General features: G+C 36.0%; 16 protein-coding genes. 13 read left to right on the top strand and 3 right to left on the bottom strand.

Going from position 1 to position 18,440, the window contains the following annotated elements; translation table 11 throughout:
• Positions 1-92 precede the first annotated feature (92 nt).
• The 4 genes from FG382_RS04465 (at position 93) to FG382_RS04480 (ending at position 2,839) form a co-directional block, all read left to right on the top strand.
• Entirely contained in the window at positions 93-842 is a 750-nt protein-coding gene (locus FG382_RS04465; protein ID WP_142537694.1) for a methionine ABC transporter ATP-binding protein, read from the top strand.
• Complete coding sequence (locus FG382_RS04470; protein WP_142537695.1) at positions 835-1,497, top strand: methionine ABC transporter permease; 663 nt, start codon at positions 835-837, stop codon at positions 1,495-1,497. Before FG382_RS04465 ends, FG382_RS04470 begins: the two co-directional genes overlap by 8 nt.
• Before the next feature lie 16 nt (positions 1,498-1,513).
• Positions 1,514-2,341 (top strand): MetQ/NlpA family ABC transporter substrate-binding protein, encoded by an 828-nt coding sequence (locus FG382_RS04475; protein WP_142537696.1) that lies wholly within the window; start codon positions 1,514-1,516, stop codon positions 2,339-2,341.
• 102 nt (positions 2,342-2,443) lie between these two features.
• Positions 2,444-2,839, top strand: a complete 396-nt coding sequence (locus FG382_RS04480; protein ID WP_142537697.1) for a hypothetical protein — start codon at positions 2,444-2,446, stop codon at positions 2,837-2,839.
• 221 nt (positions 2,840-3,060) lie between these two features.
• Here FG382_RS04480 and FG382_RS04485 read toward each other — a convergent pair whose 3' ends face one another.
• Entirely contained in the window at positions 3,061-4,251 is a 1,191-nt protein-coding gene (locus FG382_RS04485) for a M14 family metallopeptidase (RefSeq protein WP_142537698.1), read from the bottom strand.
• Positions 4,252-4,432: 181 nt separating this feature from the next.
• Between FG382_RS04485 and FG382_RS22535 the strand changes: the two genes are divergently transcribed.
• The 5 genes from FG382_RS22535 to FG382_RS04505 all read left to right on the top strand — a co-directional run bounded on the left by FG382_RS22535 (position 4,433) and on the right by FG382_RS04505 (position 11,669).
• Positions 4,433-4,603, top strand: coding sequence for a hypothetical protein (locus FG382_RS22535; protein WP_170206449.1), 171 nt, complete (start codon positions 4,433-4,435; stop codon positions 4,601-4,603).
• Positions 4,604-4,938: 335 nt separating this feature from the next.
• Positions 4,939-6,936: a ribonuclease YeeF family protein gene (locus FG382_RS04490; protein WP_142537699.1), complete on the top strand. Its 1,998-nt coding sequence runs from the start codon at positions 4,939-4,941 to the stop codon at positions 6,934-6,936.
• A complete protein-coding gene (locus FG382_RS04495) occupies positions 6,918-7,418 on the top strand; it encodes a hypothetical protein (protein ID WP_142537700.1) in 501 nt (166 codons plus the stop codon). The genes FG382_RS04490 and FG382_RS04495 overlap by 19 nt, the downstream gene beginning before the upstream one ends.
• Positions 7,419-7,903: 485 nt before the next feature.
• The gene (gene dacB / locus FG382_RS04500; RefSeq protein WP_142537701.1) at positions 7,904-9,361 is read left to right on the top strand and encodes a D-alanyl-D-alanine carboxypeptidase/D-alanyl-D-alanine endopeptidase; all 1,458 of its coding nucleotides are present in this window, start codon (positions 7,904-7,906) and stop codon (positions 9,359-9,361) included.
• A 547-nt stretch (positions 9,362-9,908) separates the two neighbouring features.
• Positions 9,909-11,669: an extracellular catalytic domain type 1 short-chain-length polyhydroxyalkanoate depolymerase gene (locus FG382_RS04505; protein ID WP_229677261.1), complete on the top strand. Its 1,761-nt coding sequence runs from the start codon at positions 9,909-9,911 to the stop codon at positions 11,667-11,669.
• Positions 11,670-11,727: 58 nt separating this feature from the next.
• On the opposite strand, the gene FG382_RS22540 is transcribed toward FG382_RS04505, so the two are convergent.
• Positions 11,728-11,868: a hypothetical protein gene (locus FG382_RS22540; protein ID WP_170206450.1), complete on the bottom strand. Its 141-nt coding sequence runs from the start codon at positions 11,866-11,868 to the stop codon at positions 11,728-11,730.
• A 656-nt stretch (positions 11,869-12,524) separates the two neighbouring features.
• Between FG382_RS22540 and FG382_RS04510 the strand changes: the two genes are divergently transcribed.
• Together FG382_RS04510 and aspA are read left to right on the top strand one after the other, a co-directional pair.
• Positions 12,525-13,736 (top strand): multidrug effflux MFS transporter, encoded by a 1,212-nt coding sequence (locus FG382_RS04510; protein ID WP_142537702.1) that lies wholly within the window; start codon positions 12,525-12,527, stop codon positions 13,734-13,736.
• Between the two features lie 159 nt (positions 13,737-13,895).
• Complete coding sequence (gene aspA / locus FG382_RS04515) at positions 13,896-15,326, top strand: aspartate ammonia-lyase (RefSeq protein WP_373287554.1); 1,431 nt, start codon at positions 13,896-13,898, stop codon at positions 15,324-15,326.
• Between the two features lie 200 nt (positions 15,327-15,526).
• On the opposite strand, the gene FG382_RS04520 is transcribed toward aspA, so the two are convergent.
• Positions 15,527-16,489, bottom strand: a complete 963-nt coding sequence (locus FG382_RS04520) for an aromatic acid exporter family protein (RefSeq protein WP_170206451.1) — start codon at positions 16,487-16,489, stop codon at positions 15,527-15,529.
• Between the two features lie 281 nt (positions 16,490-16,770).
• Between FG382_RS04520 and FG382_RS04525 the strand changes: the two genes are divergently transcribed.
• Together FG382_RS04525 and FG382_RS04530 are read left to right on the top strand one after the other, a co-directional pair.
• Complete coding sequence (locus FG382_RS04525; RefSeq protein ID WP_142537705.1) at positions 16,771-17,406, top strand: YczE/YyaS/YitT family protein; 636 nt, start codon at positions 16,771-16,773, stop codon at positions 17,404-17,406.
• A 238-nt stretch (positions 17,407-17,644) separates the two neighbouring features.
• On the top strand, positions 17,645-18,427 hold the full coding sequence (locus FG382_RS04530; RefSeq protein WP_142537824.1) for a transporter substrate-binding domain-containing protein: 783 nt from the start codon (positions 17,645-17,647) through the stop codon (positions 18,425-18,427).
• Positions 18,428-18,440 lie beyond the last annotated feature (13 nt).

Here is an 18,440-nt window from a genome sequence, read left to right on the forward strand (position 1 = left end):
ACACGGAAGAACAACCATGACAGCCTAAGTAATTTAAGCTATAATAAGTATCGTTGCAATCGCCCTTCAAATAATAGAAAGGTGTTTTTTTTATGATTAAATTACATAATGTAACGAAAAAATACGCACATTTTCGGGCTATTAACTCCGTAACTCTAGAGATTGAAGAAGGAGAAATCTATGGAATTATCGGAGCAAGTGGAGCAGGAAAGTCCACCTTACTGCGTATCATGAATTTGCTGGAAAATCCCGATGAAGGGGAAGTGGTAGTAAATGGTCAAGTACTTACTAATTTGACTAGCAAACATCTAAGGGAAGCTCGCAAATCGATTGGGATGATCTTTCAACATTTTAATCTAGTCGCGAATAAAACAGTTTTTGAAAATGTAGCGGTGTCTTTAGAGTTGGCAAGGTTTCCGAAAGAAGATCTTCGAAATCGCGTGGTGGAATGTCTTCAATTTGTTGGTTTAGAAAATTTTATTTCTAAATATCCTGCACAATTAAGCGGTGGCCAAAAGCAGCGTGTCGCAATTGCTAGGGCACTAGCGAATAACCCGCAGGTTTTGCTATGTGATGAACCAACCTCTTCACTTGATCCCCATACAACCGGTGAAATATTGGATGTATTAGAAAAAGTGAACCAACGTTTTGGTGTGACAATTGTAATCGTTAGTCATGAGATGGACGTGATAAAAAGTATATGTAATCGCGCAACGGTAATGGCGGATGGAGCAATATATGACACAATATCAATCGAACCAAAAAGGATGCTGGGTACAGATGATAGTCCAAAGTACTTTGTGGAACAATTGACAAAGGATGGAGGTGTGGACCATGCCTGAAATATTAGTTCAATATGAAGCAGAAATTTGGTCGTCTATTGGAGAAACTTTTGTAATGGTTGGTGTTTCTATTCTAGCTGCGGTTATATTGGGACTCCCAGTTGGAACATTACTTTTCCTTTGTAGGAAGGGACAAATACTGGAGAATAAAGTGATTTTCTCCTCCTTGAATTTATTGGTAAATATAATACGTTCTTTTCCTTTCCTATTATTAGTTGTTTTTTTAATCCCATTTACAAGATTCATCATTGGAACTGCGATTGGCACAGCGGCTGCTACCATTCCACTAGCTATAATAGCAATTGCGCATTATTCTCGATTGGTCGAGCAATCTTTACTGGACGTACCAAAAGGGGTATTGGAAGCAGCGATTTCCATGGGTGCATCTGTAAAGGAAATAATTTATAAATTCCTTTATGTAGAGGCTCGGTCCGGTCTTGTTCTAGGTTTGACAACTTCTATCATTAGTTTTATTTCCTATTCGACTATAATGGGCGTAGTAGGAGGAGGCGGTATAGGAGACTTTGCTATACGGTATGGCTATCAACAATTTAAAACAGACTTAATGATGTATATGATCATTATTATGGTCATACTTGTGCAGCTCATTCAGTTTATAGGAACTACTGTATCAAGAAAAATAGATAAAAGATAAATGGAGGAAAATAGTTATGAAAAAACTACTCGTTTTAATCGCCATGCTACTACTTATTTTGGCTGGTTGTGGTAAAGAAGATAAAGTAGCGAAAAATGAAAATCCGCAAAATAAGAAGACCGAAGAAGTGACACTGAAGGTGGCTTCCTTAATACCACCGATGACAGAAATTCTTGAGCTAGTGAAACCAAAACTTGCTGAAGAAGGGATTAATCTGGAAATGGTTGTTTTAGGTGATAATGTGCAGCCTAATAGTGCACTTGCAGCAAAAGAAGTGGATGCGAACTTCTTCCAACATGTCCCGTATATGGAGCAATTCAATGCAAACAATAATGCGGAACTAGTTCCAATTGTACCAATTTATTTTGCAAATTACGGCGTATATGCGAAGGAATATGATTCAATGGATGAATTGCCAGAAGGTGCTGTTGTAGCAATCGCCAATGACATTTCGAATATTGATCGCTCTTTGACTTTGTTAGCGCAGCATGATGTCATTATGTTAAAAGAAAAAACAGATACATATTATACGTTAGCGGATATTAAGGACAACCCTAAAAACTTGAAGTTTGAAGAGGTAGACTTGTTAATGTTAGCGAGAATGTACGATGATGCAGATGCGGTAGTTATGACACCTGCCTATGCTGCACCACTAGGATTAACGCCTAAAAGTGATGCCCTCCTTACAGAAGGAACAGAAAATGATTTTGCGATTACTTTAATTGCACGAGAAGACAACAAGGACTGGGAGCCGATTCAAAAATTAGCCGAAGCGATGACAAGTCCAGAAGTACGCAAATTTTTAGAAGAAAATTATGAAGAAACAGCAATTCCAGCATTTTAAATATCCCTGCAAGACCCAATTCAGTAACGATTCTGAATTGGGTCTTATTTGTATATTAAATAGGGAATATGAATATACTGTTATAATGAAAGAGGTGAAGAAATGAGCTTTAAGATTGGCATTATTATTTGTTTAATCATAATGGTGTTTATAGCGGGCGTTACTTTTTATTTAGGAAAAAAAGTAGCCCATAGCTTAATGAAATATATTCCAGTCTTTTCTTTTGCTTCAGGTGTAATTTTTTATTATAGCAAACTCCATTTTATTTCTTATAAACCAAATTCATTTGATGGTATTTACGATATGATTTTATTTATTATCCTTATAATTGTAGGGAGTATTGCTTTAATAGAGACATTGATTGTTGATATTGTAAAAAATAGCGAGCTATTTGGGAAAAGTTATACAGCATTACGAAAAGCAATAACATTAGATAATATAAAGAAAGTATTTAAGTTCAAAGTGCCTAGTAGTATTCTCAGGAAGATTAGAAGTTAGTATATTGTCGATGAGACAATTAACGATGGAAGCTAGAGAAAGAGCATGCAAAATTACTACCCTCAGTGTTATGCACTTGAGGGTATTTGTCTTGCAATAAGTTAATGTTCAACTAGCTTTTGCTCACGGTAACGGATGTCAAAATCAAATAATAAACGCAAAAACTAACAGCCGCTAAAGGAATTGGAGAATCCCGAAAGCAGCTGTTTTTTTATAAATATTTATAAATATAACCCAGCCAAGAATATCCCCAACGCCTCTTCATAAATTTCATCAAACTGGGTAAGTGGTAGTGGATTTGTTCCTAATCCGAGTTCCACCGTAAAACCGGGTCTTCTCCAGTCTTGTATAAACCAGTCTTTATAACCAGCGTAGCTTTCAATTGTTTGAACGGGTTCGTATCCGCTCACTCTACTAAATTCTGTGACCATCGCTTCGGTCTCCGGTGGTTCGAGATTTTCAAATCCCCAATAAATAACTCTTCCTTGTGTATGAAAAGCTAGTACTCTAGCAAAATCTTTATTTCTTGTTAAATCCGCCATCGCAATCGCTTCCGGTTCGGATAAGGGACTTTCACCACCATAATCTCTTGGACCGGGTGTTTTAGGATTTCGGGCCCGTTCACGTTCCCACTCGGCGGGGAATTGATCATTCAAATCTACTCCGCGAATATTTGCTTTCCATCCTGAAAAGTCTAAGCTGTCATTATTCCATTCAATTACATTGCTTCTAGATGGTTCTTCAGTAGGAGGACCGTTTAATACCAAGTCCACACCATCCGGGTTTACCATCGGAACAATGGAAAGAGTTGTTTGAATATACAAGGGAGAAGTAGCCAGTCCACGGATTGAACGTTGATTCGTTAAGGACAATAAATAATCATTTAAAAAGGTTAACAGGATAGGAGTTGTAATCCATTCGTTAGCATGAAAGGAGGCATTGTAATGCACTCGTTTTTCTCCATTTCCAATTTCTATTTCCGGGATATCCTTTCCTAAAACCGTATTACCTATGGATGAAACTCGCAAAAATGGATAGATGGCCTGTAAACGTCTAATATCAAATATCATGGTATTGTAATCATAATCTTGTTTCCCACTAACAATTCGCCAGTCCACTCTTAGTGGAAGCTGAATCGTCTGCCCGATTTGCAAAAAGTTTGGATTCAAATTGGGATTTAGAATTAGAATTGCATCTAAAGGAAGATTACGACTGCCCGCTAGTCTCCAAAGAGAGTCACCTGGTGTAATTTGATAATTGACTGTTACAAATCCGGGTATTTGAATGAGTTGACCAACCGCCAGTGTTTGAGTATTAACACTGCGATTCGAGTGAATAATTAATTGCAACGGAATCATAAATAATTGGCTGTAGTAATAGAGGGAATCACCACGTCTTACATGAACTTCCATGTACTTTCCTCCTCATCTTTGAAGACTTAAATATAAAAGTATATGTATGATAGAAAGGTATTATTAATGTAGTTCTGTTTTTTTCGTCTCCACAAAAGCTCCATTCTATACCGATTTGTTTGGTTTAGTAAGAATAAAACCCTCACTGTAGAGCAAATTAGACTCTAGGAGGTGATAATCAATGAGTAAAAATAATAATAAAACCATGAATGTCCGAACACATAATAGTTTCGAGCTATATAAAAATCCTACGAATAATCCTGACGAGGAATTTGGGGAAGAATTTGTGGAGATATCTAAAAACAAAGTGACCAAAGAATTGAATAAAAATAAACCTAAAAAAAGAGATTAGGTCGGTAAATGAAAGGTGAGTGTATAAATGCTCACCTTTTCCCAAAAAACATATAGATACATACTAGTTGAATAAATGCTCACTCCTATCTAAATAACCACTATTGTCATGATGTAGTAGGATAAGAGTTATAAAATAATTGTATAAAATCGTTGCTTAGGGTTCATTTTTATGAATATTATTATTTCTCTCTTTACCTTCATATGTAAAAATGGAATATTATAACTATGGATAGTTTACTTGAGGAGGAGAAGAATGTTCACTTTTAGAGTATTATTATATAATAGAGAACTTAATAAAGTTATAATTTCTAGACCTTCGTTGAGGTATTACATATGAAAGTTTTAGATGTCGATTTATTTCAAGATGGACTACAGCGAAATATAGCAATGCTAGAAAGGTTAAGAAACGAAACAGAAGTTATTCTTCGTTCGGTCGAAGGGCTTGTTCAAATGGATGAAATGCTGAAAGGGGAAGGAGGAAACGCGATTCGCTCTTTTTATGAAGAGTGTCACTTGCCATTCCTTCAATTTTTTCAATTGTTTTCCATGCAATTTAAACAAGTGCTTCACCAAATGGAAGCAGCCCTTTTTTCACTCGAACCTGATACAGCAGGTTACATACAAGAACAATTTCTGGAAGGTGAATTGGAACAGGGGCTTACGTTCATCGGTCGGCTGACAAATAGTTTGACGGATGAGACAAACAGTGTGATTGACGAAGTAAGTGACATTATTGGATTGCCGCATCTTGATGATAGTGGCGTGCAAGAAGGGGTCATTCATTCGAAAAAGAAACGTGATGATACGATTACACTGCTTTACGAATTTGATGCGAAACAGACGACTGCACTGAACCTGATTGAAATGGATATACATGCGATGGACCAATGGCTATCGGATATAGAAGGACTGTTAATAGGAGGATTGACGGATGTCAATTTCCAACAAAATGACTGGGCAGCTTTAACTTCCCAAAGCAGATTAAAGGTAGAACTTGATGCACGGCAAGCTAATCTACTAAAACTTTCACATGGGCTCACCTGGGAAAAGCTTCAGTCGATTTACCAAACATTGTTGAATTATGCGAAACCAATTACTTTTGGCTTTGGAGGTACCATTAGCAAACAAAGTCCTTTTGTCGGTTCTGATATGATCGCCCTTTCATGTCCAGTACCTGAAACAAATGACAATCAGCAAGAAGATGTAAATCCATTCATGAAATCGATGAATAGCTTTAAAGAAATGGGAAAAGATTTTTGGAATGGACTACAAACACGGGCTGATAAATCATTAGATTCGCCTTATGATTTTGTAAATTATATGACGCTTGGGGCTTCAGATGGAATTTGGTCAGGAGCCAAAGACAGAGCAGACAAAATGTTCGATTCGAAAACTAATTTTGCTAACTATGCTACTTTCGGTTTCAGCGGTATGGTTAAAGAAGCCGTTCTTCCAGAAGATTCTTTTTCAAAAGAACATTGGCAAAATAGCTTCGGCTTAGTCACAAGTATTTTTGGGGCTGGAAAATTGATAACATCTCCGACAAAACCTATTATAGGAATTCCGAAGGAAACGGAAATTGGAGTAAGTACTAGAGTTGGAAATGGGGTCAACGAAGTAGCAGAGAAAGTTGCTACTAATGGTACAATCGAAATCGTTAAGAGGACAGGTACCACTGTTTCAAAAAATGGAGCAATTAAAACTAGTGAATCGATACAAGTTGTTTTAAAAAAGAATGGATATACTACTGACGAATTTTTAAAATTATTGCATCCAGATAGGCTACTACTCGATGAGGAAGCTAGGAAAGTAAATTTGATAAGAGAACAGATAGGTATTCCGTCAAAAGATACTATGATGGCAAAGGTTATACCTCAAAGAGATATATATAATTATTTTTATAATGAAAAATATAATGGTGTTAGAGGATTCACTGCAGTAAAGGAACATTCGGAAAAACTAAAATCCTTAGAGAGTAATTTTGAAGGGGCTCGTTTGGATTATAATAATACAGCATTTAAAATAACAAATGGTGTTGATGGTATATCACAATCAATTGGAAGCCCCGATAGATTTTATGGAACAATTGAATACAAAATAAGTGAACCTAATCAATTATCAATACCTAGGTGGGATCCTCAACCTGATTCATATCCATATACTGGGAGAGGATTTACAGGCAGCAAAGAAATCGTTTTACCAGAATATTATCAAGAAGCAAGGAAATTTGTTGAAGGCGATATGTTTTATATTAGGGATAGTAAAGTAGGGGAGCCAGTATTGAAATTTATTTTTGATGGTGATACAAATACGTGGGTAGAAATCAATTAGGTGGTGTTACTATGGGGAAATATGCTAAACATAATAATAAAATTTATTCAGTAAATATTCGTAATGATAAGTATAGATTAAAGAGTAAAGAACAGGAAAATGGTTTTAAAGAATTAATTGATTTAGGTGGAAATGTTCATCATGATATCTTTATAAAAGAAGTAACATTAGATGAAATCGATTTTTTATTTGAGTTAAGACATAGGATAATATATAAAGGAAAGGAATATGAAGCCTTTTCAATAGGAGAACTAGTAATTGATGATGGAAAAATTACTTTGTTTAGTAGTGATTACAAAGATTATGAAAGTAATGGTTTTGAAAAAAAAGAGCAATTTGTTTTTACGAAAGAAGTCAGTATATATGAGATTGATGCATTAGTAGAAATTATGGAGCCAATATTGGAATTCTTCAATTTTCCAGAAGAAAGAAAAGTGATACCGAGTAATCAAGTTAAGGAGTACTTAGGTAATTTTAGTTAAAGAATAATATATCCAATTATATATGCACTAATTAGATAAAATAATAATTTTAGAACGAATGTTATCTATAAATAGTATACGTTAAAACCTTGAGCGATTAGAACGTTCAAGGTTTATTTTAACTTTTAGACTTGAAACATACCTTGATGAGAAAGAAACTATGGATTTTATATCATACAGCACAAAATTTGGTCAAAGTGCAGTTAAAAATTATAAGCCGTTTTATGAAAAATATCATCTGAAAAGTAAGCTGAGCATAAATATTTTTACAAGAAGATACAATGTACCTTGAGTGGCTAAAGCCTCTCAAGGTGTTTTAGTTATATGAGTATTTTTAAAGGGAATGAGATAGAACTATAGATTTATACTAATGCTGCTAATCTCCATCGATAAGCCTGTTTTTAATAACAATAAAGGAAAAAAACTATTTATGGTGAATTTATGCTTTGGTATAACTGAATATTCAAATAAAGGGAGGAAGATTTGTGAGGAAAAAATGGTCAGTGATGGTAATGGCGTGGATGTTGGTAATAAGCATGTTCAGTTTTCAACATGTAGCTCAAGCTGAGGAAGCAGTAAAAGTAACATTAAGCAATTCTATTACTAGGATTGTAGCAGAAAAATTAGCTGGAGCAGATGTAAGTATTACAGTAAGAGACCGACATTCGGGAGAAATGATTTATGACTATAATGGTCAAACAACCATAAAACCAGCATCTAATATGAAGCTATTAACTACAGCAGCAGCTTTAAATGTACTTGGCAAGGATTATCGATTTAATACAAGCCTCTATACTACCGGGAAACTATCGAATGGGGTTTTAAAAGGGGATGTCTATTTAAAAGGACAAGGTGATCCAACTCTATCTATCGAGGATCTACAACGATTCGCAGAAGAGTTGAAAGCAAAGGGAATTCAAAAAATTGATGGACGAATTGTTGGGGATGACAAATGGTTTGATAACGATTTATTAACGCCTGGTATTTGGGTTGGAGACGAATCTTATTATTACGCTGCTCCTATTTCAGCGTTAACTACTTCTCCAAACACAGACTACGATTCTGGAACTATTATCGTAGAAGCTATTGGTTCAGCAGTTGCAGAATCACCGTCCATTAAAGTAACACCTCAAATTGGTGATCTACAAATAGTAAATGAAGCACAAACAGTGGAAGCTGGAGAAACCAACACAATAACAATTGAAAGATTATATCAAACCAACAAAATTGTTATTAGTGGGAATCTTCCAATCGACAAAACGAAAAAAGAATGGGTGACTGTTCAGCATCCAACCACGCATACAATGACTATGTTCCAAGCAGTTTTAACAGAAGCTGGAATCGAATTTACAAAAGATAAAGTATTTCAAGCTGCAACACCAAAGAGTGCTCAACTAGTAGCAATGAAGCAATCAATGCCACTGGAGCAATTGTTAATCCCGTATATGAAACTAAGTAATAACGGTATTGCGGATATTTTAGTCAAAACAATGGGGAAAGTAAAAAATCAACATGGTAGTACAAAGGGTGGATTAAAGGTTTTAGAAGAATATGGTAACTCCATTAACTTAAATATGGCAGACTGGCATTTTAAAGATGGCTCTGGCATGTCTCATGAAAATAGTGTTTCGAGTTTTTTAGTCAGTGAATTGTTATTTAAAGTACAAGACGAAGATTGGTTTACTACCTATTTGAATAGCCTACCGGTAGCTGCAAATGCAGACCGAATGGTAGGAGGTACTTTAAGAACTCGATTAAAAGATCCGCTCACGGCAGGAAAAGTATTTGCAAAAACGGGCTCATTAACTGGTGTTAGTACACTAAGCGGTTACTTAGAAGCAAGTAGCGGGCAATCCTACATTTTTAGTGTATTAGTACAAAATAAATCGGGGGCATCCACAGTGATTGATGAAATCGTGAAAGTTATGGCGGAGGAATTGTAGGGATTTAGGGGTATGCTTTCTTGTTCATCATCCAATGAAAGAGCAACAAGCAAGAAACAAGAAATTATCATGGACTACTCATTATTAGAAAAAGCATGCTTGTAAATAGTAGTAACCCATCTGAGAAAAGATGAGTTATTTTTTGGGGGGCTCAAGAAATAATAGGTTCTATGGCTTGTCGATCAGTATAGGAATACTGTGTGTTAGTTATCGGCATCTCAATCCAAGTAAACTTGCTATTTTAAGAATTAGTTGCTTTCCATGACTGATTGATTGCCCTTAACCATTTACTGGATAATAATACAAGGAGATACTGCATAGTAAATAGTAGCCAGAATTCAAGCTTTTTCTAAAAGAATATCTGCTATATCGAAATTGTCTTGTTCAGCGGTCGTTTGTCGCACTCTACCGTTTATTGGTTAGATTATAGTACACACTTCATTCAACTTGTTACCGCACAGTATCTCTTGGTTAAATATAGTTTGTAACTAATTTGTAACTCCAATCGTTTACTATTGTTTAACCAAAATGAGAAGGGGTTGTTTAATTGTTACGACACAAACGTATTTGGTTAATTGTTTTCTGCCTAGTGTTGATAGGTTCTATGGTTGGTTTGCCTTCTATTACAAATGCCTCGGGAAGTTTCATCTCTGGATCCTATGGTGGGAAGAACTACAAGCTATATGTGCCGAGTCACTATGACTCTAGTAAAAACTATCCGCTATACGTTATGCTACATGGCTGTACACAAGATGCTACTCAGTTTTCAACAGGGACAAAAATGAATGCGCTTTCAGAAGAAAAAGGTTTTCTAGTGCTATATCCAGAACAAAGTGCTAGCTCTAACGCGAATAAATGTTGGAATTGGTTTGAAACAGGTCATCAATCTCGTGGAAGTGGAGAACCAAGCGTGATTGCTGGTATGGTGCAATCTATTAAAACGGATTATTCAATAAAGGATGATCAGGTGTACGTGGCAGGTCTATCGGCTGGTGCGGCAATGAGTGTTATTATGGGCGCGACATATCCAGATGTTTTTTCAGGTATAGGAGTTGGCGCAGGCTTAGAATATAAAGCGGCAACTAGTATGACGGAAGCTTTTACTGCAATGTCTAGTGGTGGGGCAAATCCGATTCAAAGAGGTAGAGATGCCTATAAGGCCATGGCTAGTAGAGCTAAACCATTAAAGATAATCGTTTTTCATGGAACTTCAGACTACACTGTGAATAAAGTAAATGGTGATCAAGTCATTTCCCAATGGGCTGTTACAAATAGCTTGGCGGCGACTGGAACAGAAGGATGGCTAGATGATCAAGCGGATAGCACGCAGAATTTACAAGTACCATCAGGAAAAAGTTATACGGTATATGATTATAAGGCACAAGATAATCAGGTTTGGATGAAAAAAGTAAACATCTTAAATATGGGACATGCTTGGTCTGGAGGAAATTCACAAGGAAGCTATACAGATCCACAAGGGCCAGATGCAAGTCGTATGATGTGGGAATTTTTTCAATCTGAAGTAGAACCTCCTGGAGATATACCAGTAACCACTGCAACTCCGGCTGGTGGAAGTTACAAAGATTCTGTTAGTGTGGAGCTTAAATCGAATAAAACAGGAACTACCTATTATACAACCGATGGATCTGAACCAACCATTCACTCAACAAACTATTCCCAACCGCTTACACTAACGGAAAATACAACGTTAAAATTCTTTAGTATAGATAACGATGGCAACGTCGAATCGGTCAAAACAGAAACCTATATTATCAAAACAGACGGTGATCCTACCGGTGAAACAATAATACCGTCCATTGGAAGTGAAGATGGGTTTGTAGGAAAATATACTGCAGATGGAAAGAGTAATGCGACAATTAAAGTTGGGGATAAAGGAATGTATAATACAGATACGTATAGAGGCATCTTATCCTTCGATACAAGTTCAATAACAGAACCTATAGAATCTGCAAAAATTCGTCTATACACTAAGGCAAAACAAGGAACAATTTCACTGCTCCACCTAGACATTAAAACTGGGGTATTCGGAAGTAATTCTACTATCGAACAAACAGATTACGCCAATCTAGCTACCCAATCTACTATCAATAGTTTCTCACCTGTTGAAGGTGAATATATGGAGATTGATATACCAGTAAACAGTTTGTCTAAGATTAACTTGAACGGGCCTACACAATTCCGTTTAAAGGCGGATACTACAGCAGGATTCAGCGCTAATTTCATCGAATTCTATGGCGGTGAATCTGACGATTATGTCCCAATATTAATTATTAATAATAGTAATTAAAATGTTTAGTAAAAACACGGAGGCAAAATATAGCCTTCGTGTTTTTTGCATACTTGAATTATCGATTCTGTTGATTATTTGGTTGTTTGTCGTTTCGTTTCGCTTGATTTAAATTATGTTCTTCTGCAAATTCTTCACGTGTATCTTTTCTTGAATTAGGTTCTTTCTTTTTAAAATTTGGTTTGTTTTTCTTTGCCATGGTATCGTCACCTCCTAAAACTTAATGTGCTCAGGAGAGATGGACTTATTCAACATCATTCGTTTTTGTTATTTTAAATGAAATCGAAAAGGGTTAAAGATACTATGATTTAGTTGCGAAGTGTAGCAGTAATTAAAAAACACAGTTATTTTGAAACAGAAATTCGCGTTGTTCCGTTTACCAAATTTATATATGAGCGTGGCAAGGAGTTGTTAAGACTTTCTTATACTTATGTGTAAAATTTCAGAAGACATTGTCCAAGATGTTGTTGCTCGAAGCAGTTGAAAAGCAAGCAGAGTTTCGTGGAGAGGCCATGTATCGTACTTATTTGTAGATCAATCGCAGTTATGATTTGCTAAGCTGGCATTAAAAAATAGGAGAAAGGCTGAGCGTATTTTAGAAGATAGTCAAGGTGTAGAATATTATCAACTAGGAATGAGCCCTCTGTGGAAGAACTTTATTGGAAAGGAATCCGAATCATCTTAAATAGACAAGTATTAATAAACCTTATAATAGTGTAGAATAATTTTAAATACAGGGACGATTTTTTCTGCTAGTAATACCGAGGGTACAACTTAGGAATGAAACTCCAAAAGTTGAATTTTGAGTATCTCAATTGAAAATTAAGTTATTATTGAAAGGAATTATATTATTTTATGAATAGATTAGAAAATGACAAGGAAGCTACAAATTCCATATCCAAGGTTTGGCTTGTGCTCCTATTAGGTTCACTCACTGCATTCGGGCCTTTATCGATGGATATGTATCTGCCGGCGCTACCGATTGTTGCTGTTGACTTAGAAACGACTACATCTCTGGCACAGTTAAGCATTACCGCTTGCTTGTTAGGACTTGCAGTTGGTCAGCTCATATTTGGACCGTTAAGTGATATTCGGGGAAGACGCAGACCGCTTGTATATACACTAATTGTTTACGTTATTGCCTCCGTATTATGTGCCCTTAGTACACATATTTGGGTATTTATTGTTTTGCGTTTTGTGCAAGGTGTAACGGGGGCGGCAGGAATCGTCATCGCCCGTGCGTCAGCTCGCGATTTGTATTCGGGTAAAGATTTAACGAAATTTATCGCATTGCTTGCACTTGTAAATGGAGCTGCACCAATTCTAGCACCAATCGCGGGTGGGGTGGTTTTAAACTTTACCTCATGGAATGCTGTGTTTATTATTTTGGGAATTATTGGGCTGGTTATGTTTTTAGGTGTACTCCTTTTTCTACCGGAGACATTACCTAGAGAAAAAAGGTCGGAAGGTAGTATGTTGGCGGTTGTTAAGACATTTCGAATTTTATTGAAGGATCGTCTCTTTATGGGGATTGCATGTACACAAGCACTTATTATGGCGAGTATGTTTGCGTATATCGCGGGATCTCCGTTTGTCTTGCAAAACATCTACAATGTAACTCCGCAACAATTTTCTATGTTGTTTGCATTGAACGGAATTGGAATTATTATCGCAGCGCAAGTAACAGGAAGACTATCAAGTACCATTGGGGAAGTGAGATTACTTTTCAGTGGCGTCCTTTTATCATTTATAGGCAGTCTTTTGCTTTTGGTAGTGATTATTTATAAATTGCCTTTGTTCTTCATGTCTCTTGCATTATTCTTAGTCGTATCCAGTGTGGGGATGGTTTCAACTTCCGCGTTTTCATTAGGGATGCAAAGACAAGGTAAATCGGCAGGTAGTGCTTCGGCATTCCTTGGTTTACTTCCTTTCATCGGTGGAGCGACTGTTTCTCCGCTCGTTGGAATAGCAGGTGATCAAACGGCTTGGCCGATGGGTATTATTATTGTTTGTTGTAGTGGTTTTGCGTTGGTGATTTTTATGTTGGTTGTGAGAAAAGAGAAATAAATGTGAAAAGAACATCTTACTAAAAAGCCGACAAGTTAGCTTTTCAGTAGGATTTTGTGCTGATTAATGAATAATATAATAGTATTATTTTTTAATTGTGTTAACCTATTAACTGTTGAAGAATATTCCGAAATAAACGTTTTCTTAGAAATGGAGATTATGATAATGGTTACCACAGAGTTTCGTATGGAAAAAGATTTTTTAGGGGAAAAAGAGATTCCGAAAGATGCTTATTATGGCGTTCAAACTATGAGAGCAGTAGAAAACTTTCCGATTACGGGATATCGAATTCACCCAGAACTTATAAAATCTTTAGGTATTGTGAAAAAAGCTGCAGCATTAGCAAATATGGAAGTTGGTATGTTGGAGAAGGAAATTGGACAATCGATTATTCAAGCGTGTGATGAAGTCATTGCTGGAAAATGGAATGGCCAATTTATAGTCGATCCTATTCAAGGTGGCGCAGGTACATCTATTAATATGAATGCAAACGAAGTCATAGCAAATCGTGCGCTTGAGTTAATGGGAGAAGAAAAAGGGAATTATACACTCATTAGCCCAAATAGTCATATTAATATGTCTCAATCTACAAATGATGCCTTTCCAACGGCAACACATATTGCAGTGTTGTGCTTAATGGATCAATTACTCGAAGCTACTAAGACAATGCAAAAAGCATTTGTTTCCAAAGCGCAAGAATTTGAAGGTATTATTAAAATGGGGCGTACTCATCTTCAAGATGCCGTGCCAATCTTACTGAGTCAAGAATTTGAATCATATAGTCGAGTTATTTCACGTGACGTTGATCGTATTTCACTTTCCAGACAACACTTATATGACATCAATATGGGTGCAACTGCCGTTGGAACAGGATTAAATGCGGACCCCTTATATATCGAATTAGTCGTACGAAATCTTAGTGAATTAAGTGGCTTACCATTAAAATGCGCCGAACATTTAGTGGATGCTACTCAAAATACAGATTGTTATACGGAAGTATCGGCAAATTTAAAAGTTTGTATGATTAATATGTCAAAAATCGCAAATGACTTGCGCTTAATGGCTTCTGGACCACGTGATGGTTTATTTGAAATCCAATTACCTGCTCGTCAACCAGGATCATCGATCATGCCTGGAAAAGTAAATCCGGTAATGGCGGAAGTCGTGAACCAAGTAGCTTTCCAAGTTATGGGGAATGATTTAACTATTTCGGCAGCTTCTGAAGCTGGTCAATTTGAACTAAATGTCATGGAACCGGTTTTATTTTATAATTTAATCCAATCTATTTCGATCATGAATAATGTATTTACAACATTTACTGAAAAATGTTTAGTAGGCATTACGGCAAATAAAGAACGATTAAGAGAATACGTTGAAAAAAGTGTAGGAATTATCACTGCAGTAAATCCACATATCGGATACGAACTTGCAGCTCAAATTGCAAAAGAAGCCATTGCTACAGGTGCTTCTGTACGTGAACTTTGTTTACAATCCGGCGTTTTAACAGCAGAACAATTAGATATAATATTAGATCCATTTGAAATGACCCATCCTGGTATCGCCGGTGGTAGAGCTCTTGTAAAGAGTTGAATATAAAAATCCTATTCAATCATTTTTCTTGAATAGGATTTTTATATTTGTTTATATTAAGCAACTCGGTATAGAAATGGTTGTGCTTACATTATTCCTTCTTTTACAGCAAGGTCATTAATTCATCAGTTCAACTGCCTCTTCTTCGGTATCTACTTCTAAAATAACGACATTGTTAAGATGATGACTAGCCTCTGGATCTAAAGTTTACTTCTATTATATATATCCTGTTTAATAATTAAGTAATTCTTTATCTCGAAATTTAAATAAAATAGATTTGCTCTGATTTCAAATTCTTCCCTTGTCTTCGGTAATTCTGTTTCACGAATTGATTCTTCGTATTCCTCTAATAGCTCTAATGCAATGGTGGTATCTCCTGAATCCACATGTTCACTGATGTACTGAAAGATATTCGCAAGCATTCCTTTTTGTTTGACATCTAATTCTGATGAAGAAACTATGCTTAGGGTGTCGACCATCTGTTTTAGGATTTCCAGTTGATCCTCTCGCATTTCGAGATAGTAATAATCTTTGTTTTCTTTTCTTAACAGATGATTTTCTACATCTTGAATAGTAATATTTTTAGCTTGATTAAGAATATTTTCTACTTCGACTAACTCTTTTCTGTCCCACTTTTGATCATTATCTTTTAAAAGAATAGAGAATTGGTACAAAATAACGCTGAATCTATTTTCGATTTCCGTTTTATATTTTTCAATTTCTTTCTTAAAGCTTGGCATAATACTGTTTACAAGTACGGCGATTCCTATACCGATGAAAATTATATAGAGTTCATTCAATAAGTTCTCTAGGTTGGCTTCCCTTACTGTATAAATATGTAAAATGATAACTATGCTTGTAACTAAACCTTCCTGAATACGTACCTTCATAAGAATTGGGACAAACAATAGGATAAATAGAGTTAAGACAATGGGGTGATATCCTAATACTTCAAAAAATATGGAACCAAGAATTAACGATAACAAAGATGCGAAAAACTTTTTCTGGATAGAATGTAATGTCTTTCTCTTTGTCTTCTCAATACCCATGATAACGATTATGGCGGCAAATGATCCAAACTCCAAGTCGAATAAACTCGTAAGCCAAATTGCTAACCCTGCTCCTATTGCCGTTTTAATTGTCCGATAACCCATTCCTATCATATGCATCATCCTATTTTTTCTATATTTTATTATTACCAGTAGATATTAATTCTAACAGAAATTCATGGGAAGTTGGAAGTAATGGGTCAGTAGTAAAAATGCTCCTCTTTTTACCTTCGTCAGCTTCTCCATTGATAAAACGAATAAGACTCCGCGATTCTCTTAATAAGAAAATGTAAGATATGATTTTGGAGGACATTTCGGAAAATATAGATTATAAATTCTGTCCAAATTTAATGTTATATTAATGAGAAAGTATTTTATATGATAGAGGAGCGGTTATGAAAAAGAAATGGATTCTACGCTGGTCTTTTTTTATTTTTGGATTAATGGTGTTAGCATTTGGGATTTCTTTAACAATTGAAGGAAAGCATTTAGGTATTGGACCATGGGATGTTTTTCATTATGGTTTATTCACTAAATTTGGCTTTACTATTGGAACTTGGTCGATAATAAGTGGATTTTTACTTTTGCTCATCAGTTCACTGTTCAATAAGGCATGGCCAAAAGTAGGAGCTTTTTTGAATATGTTGTTATTAGGATTATTTATTGATTTTTTCAATTCAATTTTACCTAGCACTGATAGTTTAGCGGAAGCAACGATTGCCTTTATCATAGGTGTAGTTTTTATTGGGTACGGAATTGGATTATATGTTTCCGCTGATTTTGGAGCAGGTCCTAGAGATAGCTTTATGTTTTTAATCATTGAAAGAACGGGTTGGAGTATTCCGTTTGTTAGAAATGGAATAGAAGTACTCGTTTTTCTTCTTGGTTGGATGTTAGGGGGGCCTGTTGGAATTGGAACTGTGTTTATTGCGTTTGGATTAGGGCCAATTTTAGGATTTTCTATTCCTCAATGTAAGAAACTGATGGCATATTTTCTTGGTCAAAAGGATCGCCTGTTAACGCATATGTAGACAACTAAAAATAAATAAAATTGATGTATAGGGATCCCATCATGGGGTCCCTTTCATTTTCACATAAGTCAAATGTGTATGATAGGTGTTATACAAAGAGTGTCAAGCGCCATTAAAGGTGCCTGACACTCTTTTGTTTAATCCGGGAGTAATTGGGTATTTACCATATATAAGTTAGCTATTTAGTTAGCAATAGTATTGTAGAAATATATAAGAGTGAAAGGGATTGATAGCCAACATGTGGTTAAATAAAAAGTTAATATTGTTTTTTAGTTTGATCGCGGTCTGCTTTTTATCTGCTTGTGCGGAGAAGGAAGAGCTTGCCGATGGATCAAAACTGATACATAATGATCAATTTGTTTTTGCTGCTTCTGGTGAGTTTAAGCCATTTAGTTATATGAATGATGATCTCACCATGTCAGGCTTTGATGTGGAAGTTGGCGAAGCCATTGCAAAAGAAATGGGTCTTAAGCCGGTTCAGAAGCGAATTAAATTTAAAGGGATTGTAGAAGGGGTAAAAACAGGACGTGCGGATGCGGCTGTTGCTAGCCACACGATTAATCCACAGCGGAGCAAACATGTTTCCTTCACTACCCCTTATTATTATTCGGGGCCACAAATTTTCACCAGACCGGATAGTGATATTAAGACTGTAGAAGATTTAGCAGGAAAAGAAGTAGCTGTAGCAAAAGGTTCGACTTATGCCGATACTGCGGCTAAATATACAGACGATATAAAAACATATGACAGTGATATTACAGCTTTACAAGCGTTAAACACCGGACGTCATGATGCAGTAATCACAGATTTTGTTACCGGTAAAAATGCTGCAAAGGAAGGGTTTAAGATTAAAGGACAGCAGTTAATTGAGCGTAGTGAACAAGCGATCGTGCTGCCCCAGGATAACCCAAAACTATTGAAGCGAATAAACGAAACGCTGGAGAAACTACGGGAAAATGGGACACTAACTAAGATTAGCATCAAATATTTTGGTGAGGACATTACCAAAAAACCGGAATAAGCCATCACTATGG

The sequence above is a fragment of the Psychrobacillus lasiicapitis genome (assembly GCF_006861795.1).
GTDB lineage: Bacteria > Bacillota > Bacilli > Bacillales_A > Planococcaceae > Psychrobacillus > Psychrobacillus lasiicapitis.

Excerpts from the sequence above, each read along its gene's own strand:
- FG382_RS04525 (WP_142537705.1), top strand. The coding sequence starts at position 16,771 with ATGAAAAAGAAATGGATTCTACGCTGGTCTTTTTTTATTTTTGGATTA.
- FG382_RS04510 (WP_142537702.1), top strand. The coding sequence starts at position 12,525 with ATGAATAGATTAGAAAATGACAAGGAAGCTACAAATTCCATATCCAAG.
- FG382_RS04475 (WP_142537696.1), top strand. The coding sequence starts at position 1,514 with ATGAAAAAACTACTCGTTTTAATCGCCATGCTACTACTTATTTTGGCT.
- FG382_RS22540 (WP_170206450.1), bottom strand. The coding sequence starts at position 11,868 with ATGGCAAAGAAAAACAAACCAAATTTTAAAAAGAAAGAACCTAATTCA.
- FG382_RS04520 (WP_170206451.1), bottom strand. The coding sequence starts at position 16,489 with ATGATAGGAATGGGTTATCGGACAATTAAAACGGCAATAGGAGCAGGG.
- FG382_RS22535 (WP_170206449.1), top strand. The coding sequence starts at position 4,433 with ATGAGTAAAAATAATAATAAAACCATGAATGTCCGAACACATAATAGT.
- aspA (WP_373287554.1), top strand. The coding sequence starts at position 13,896 with ATGATAATGGTTACCACAGAGTTTCGTATGGAAAAAGATTTTTTAGGG.
- FG382_RS04485 (WP_142537698.1), bottom strand. The coding sequence starts at position 4,251 with ATGGAAGTTCATGTAAGACGTGGTGATTCCCTCTATTACTACAGCCAA.
- FG382_RS04490 (WP_142537699.1), top strand. The coding sequence starts at position 4,939 with ATGAAAGTTTTAGATGTCGATTTATTTCAAGATGGACTACAGCGAAAT.
- FG382_RS04480 (WP_142537697.1), top strand. The coding sequence starts at position 2,444 with ATGAGCTTTAAGATTGGCATTATTATTTGTTTAATCATAATGGTGTTT.
- FG382_RS04465 (WP_142537694.1), top strand. The coding sequence starts at position 93 with ATGATTAAATTACATAATGTAACGAAAAAATACGCACATTTTCGGGCT.
- FG382_RS04530 (WP_142537824.1), top strand. The coding sequence starts at position 17,645 with ATGTGGTTAAATAAAAAGTTAATATTGTTTTTTAGTTTGATCGCGGTC.
- FG382_RS04470 (WP_142537695.1), top strand. The coding sequence starts at position 835 with ATGCCTGAAATATTAGTTCAATATGAAGCAGAAATTTGGTCGTCTATT.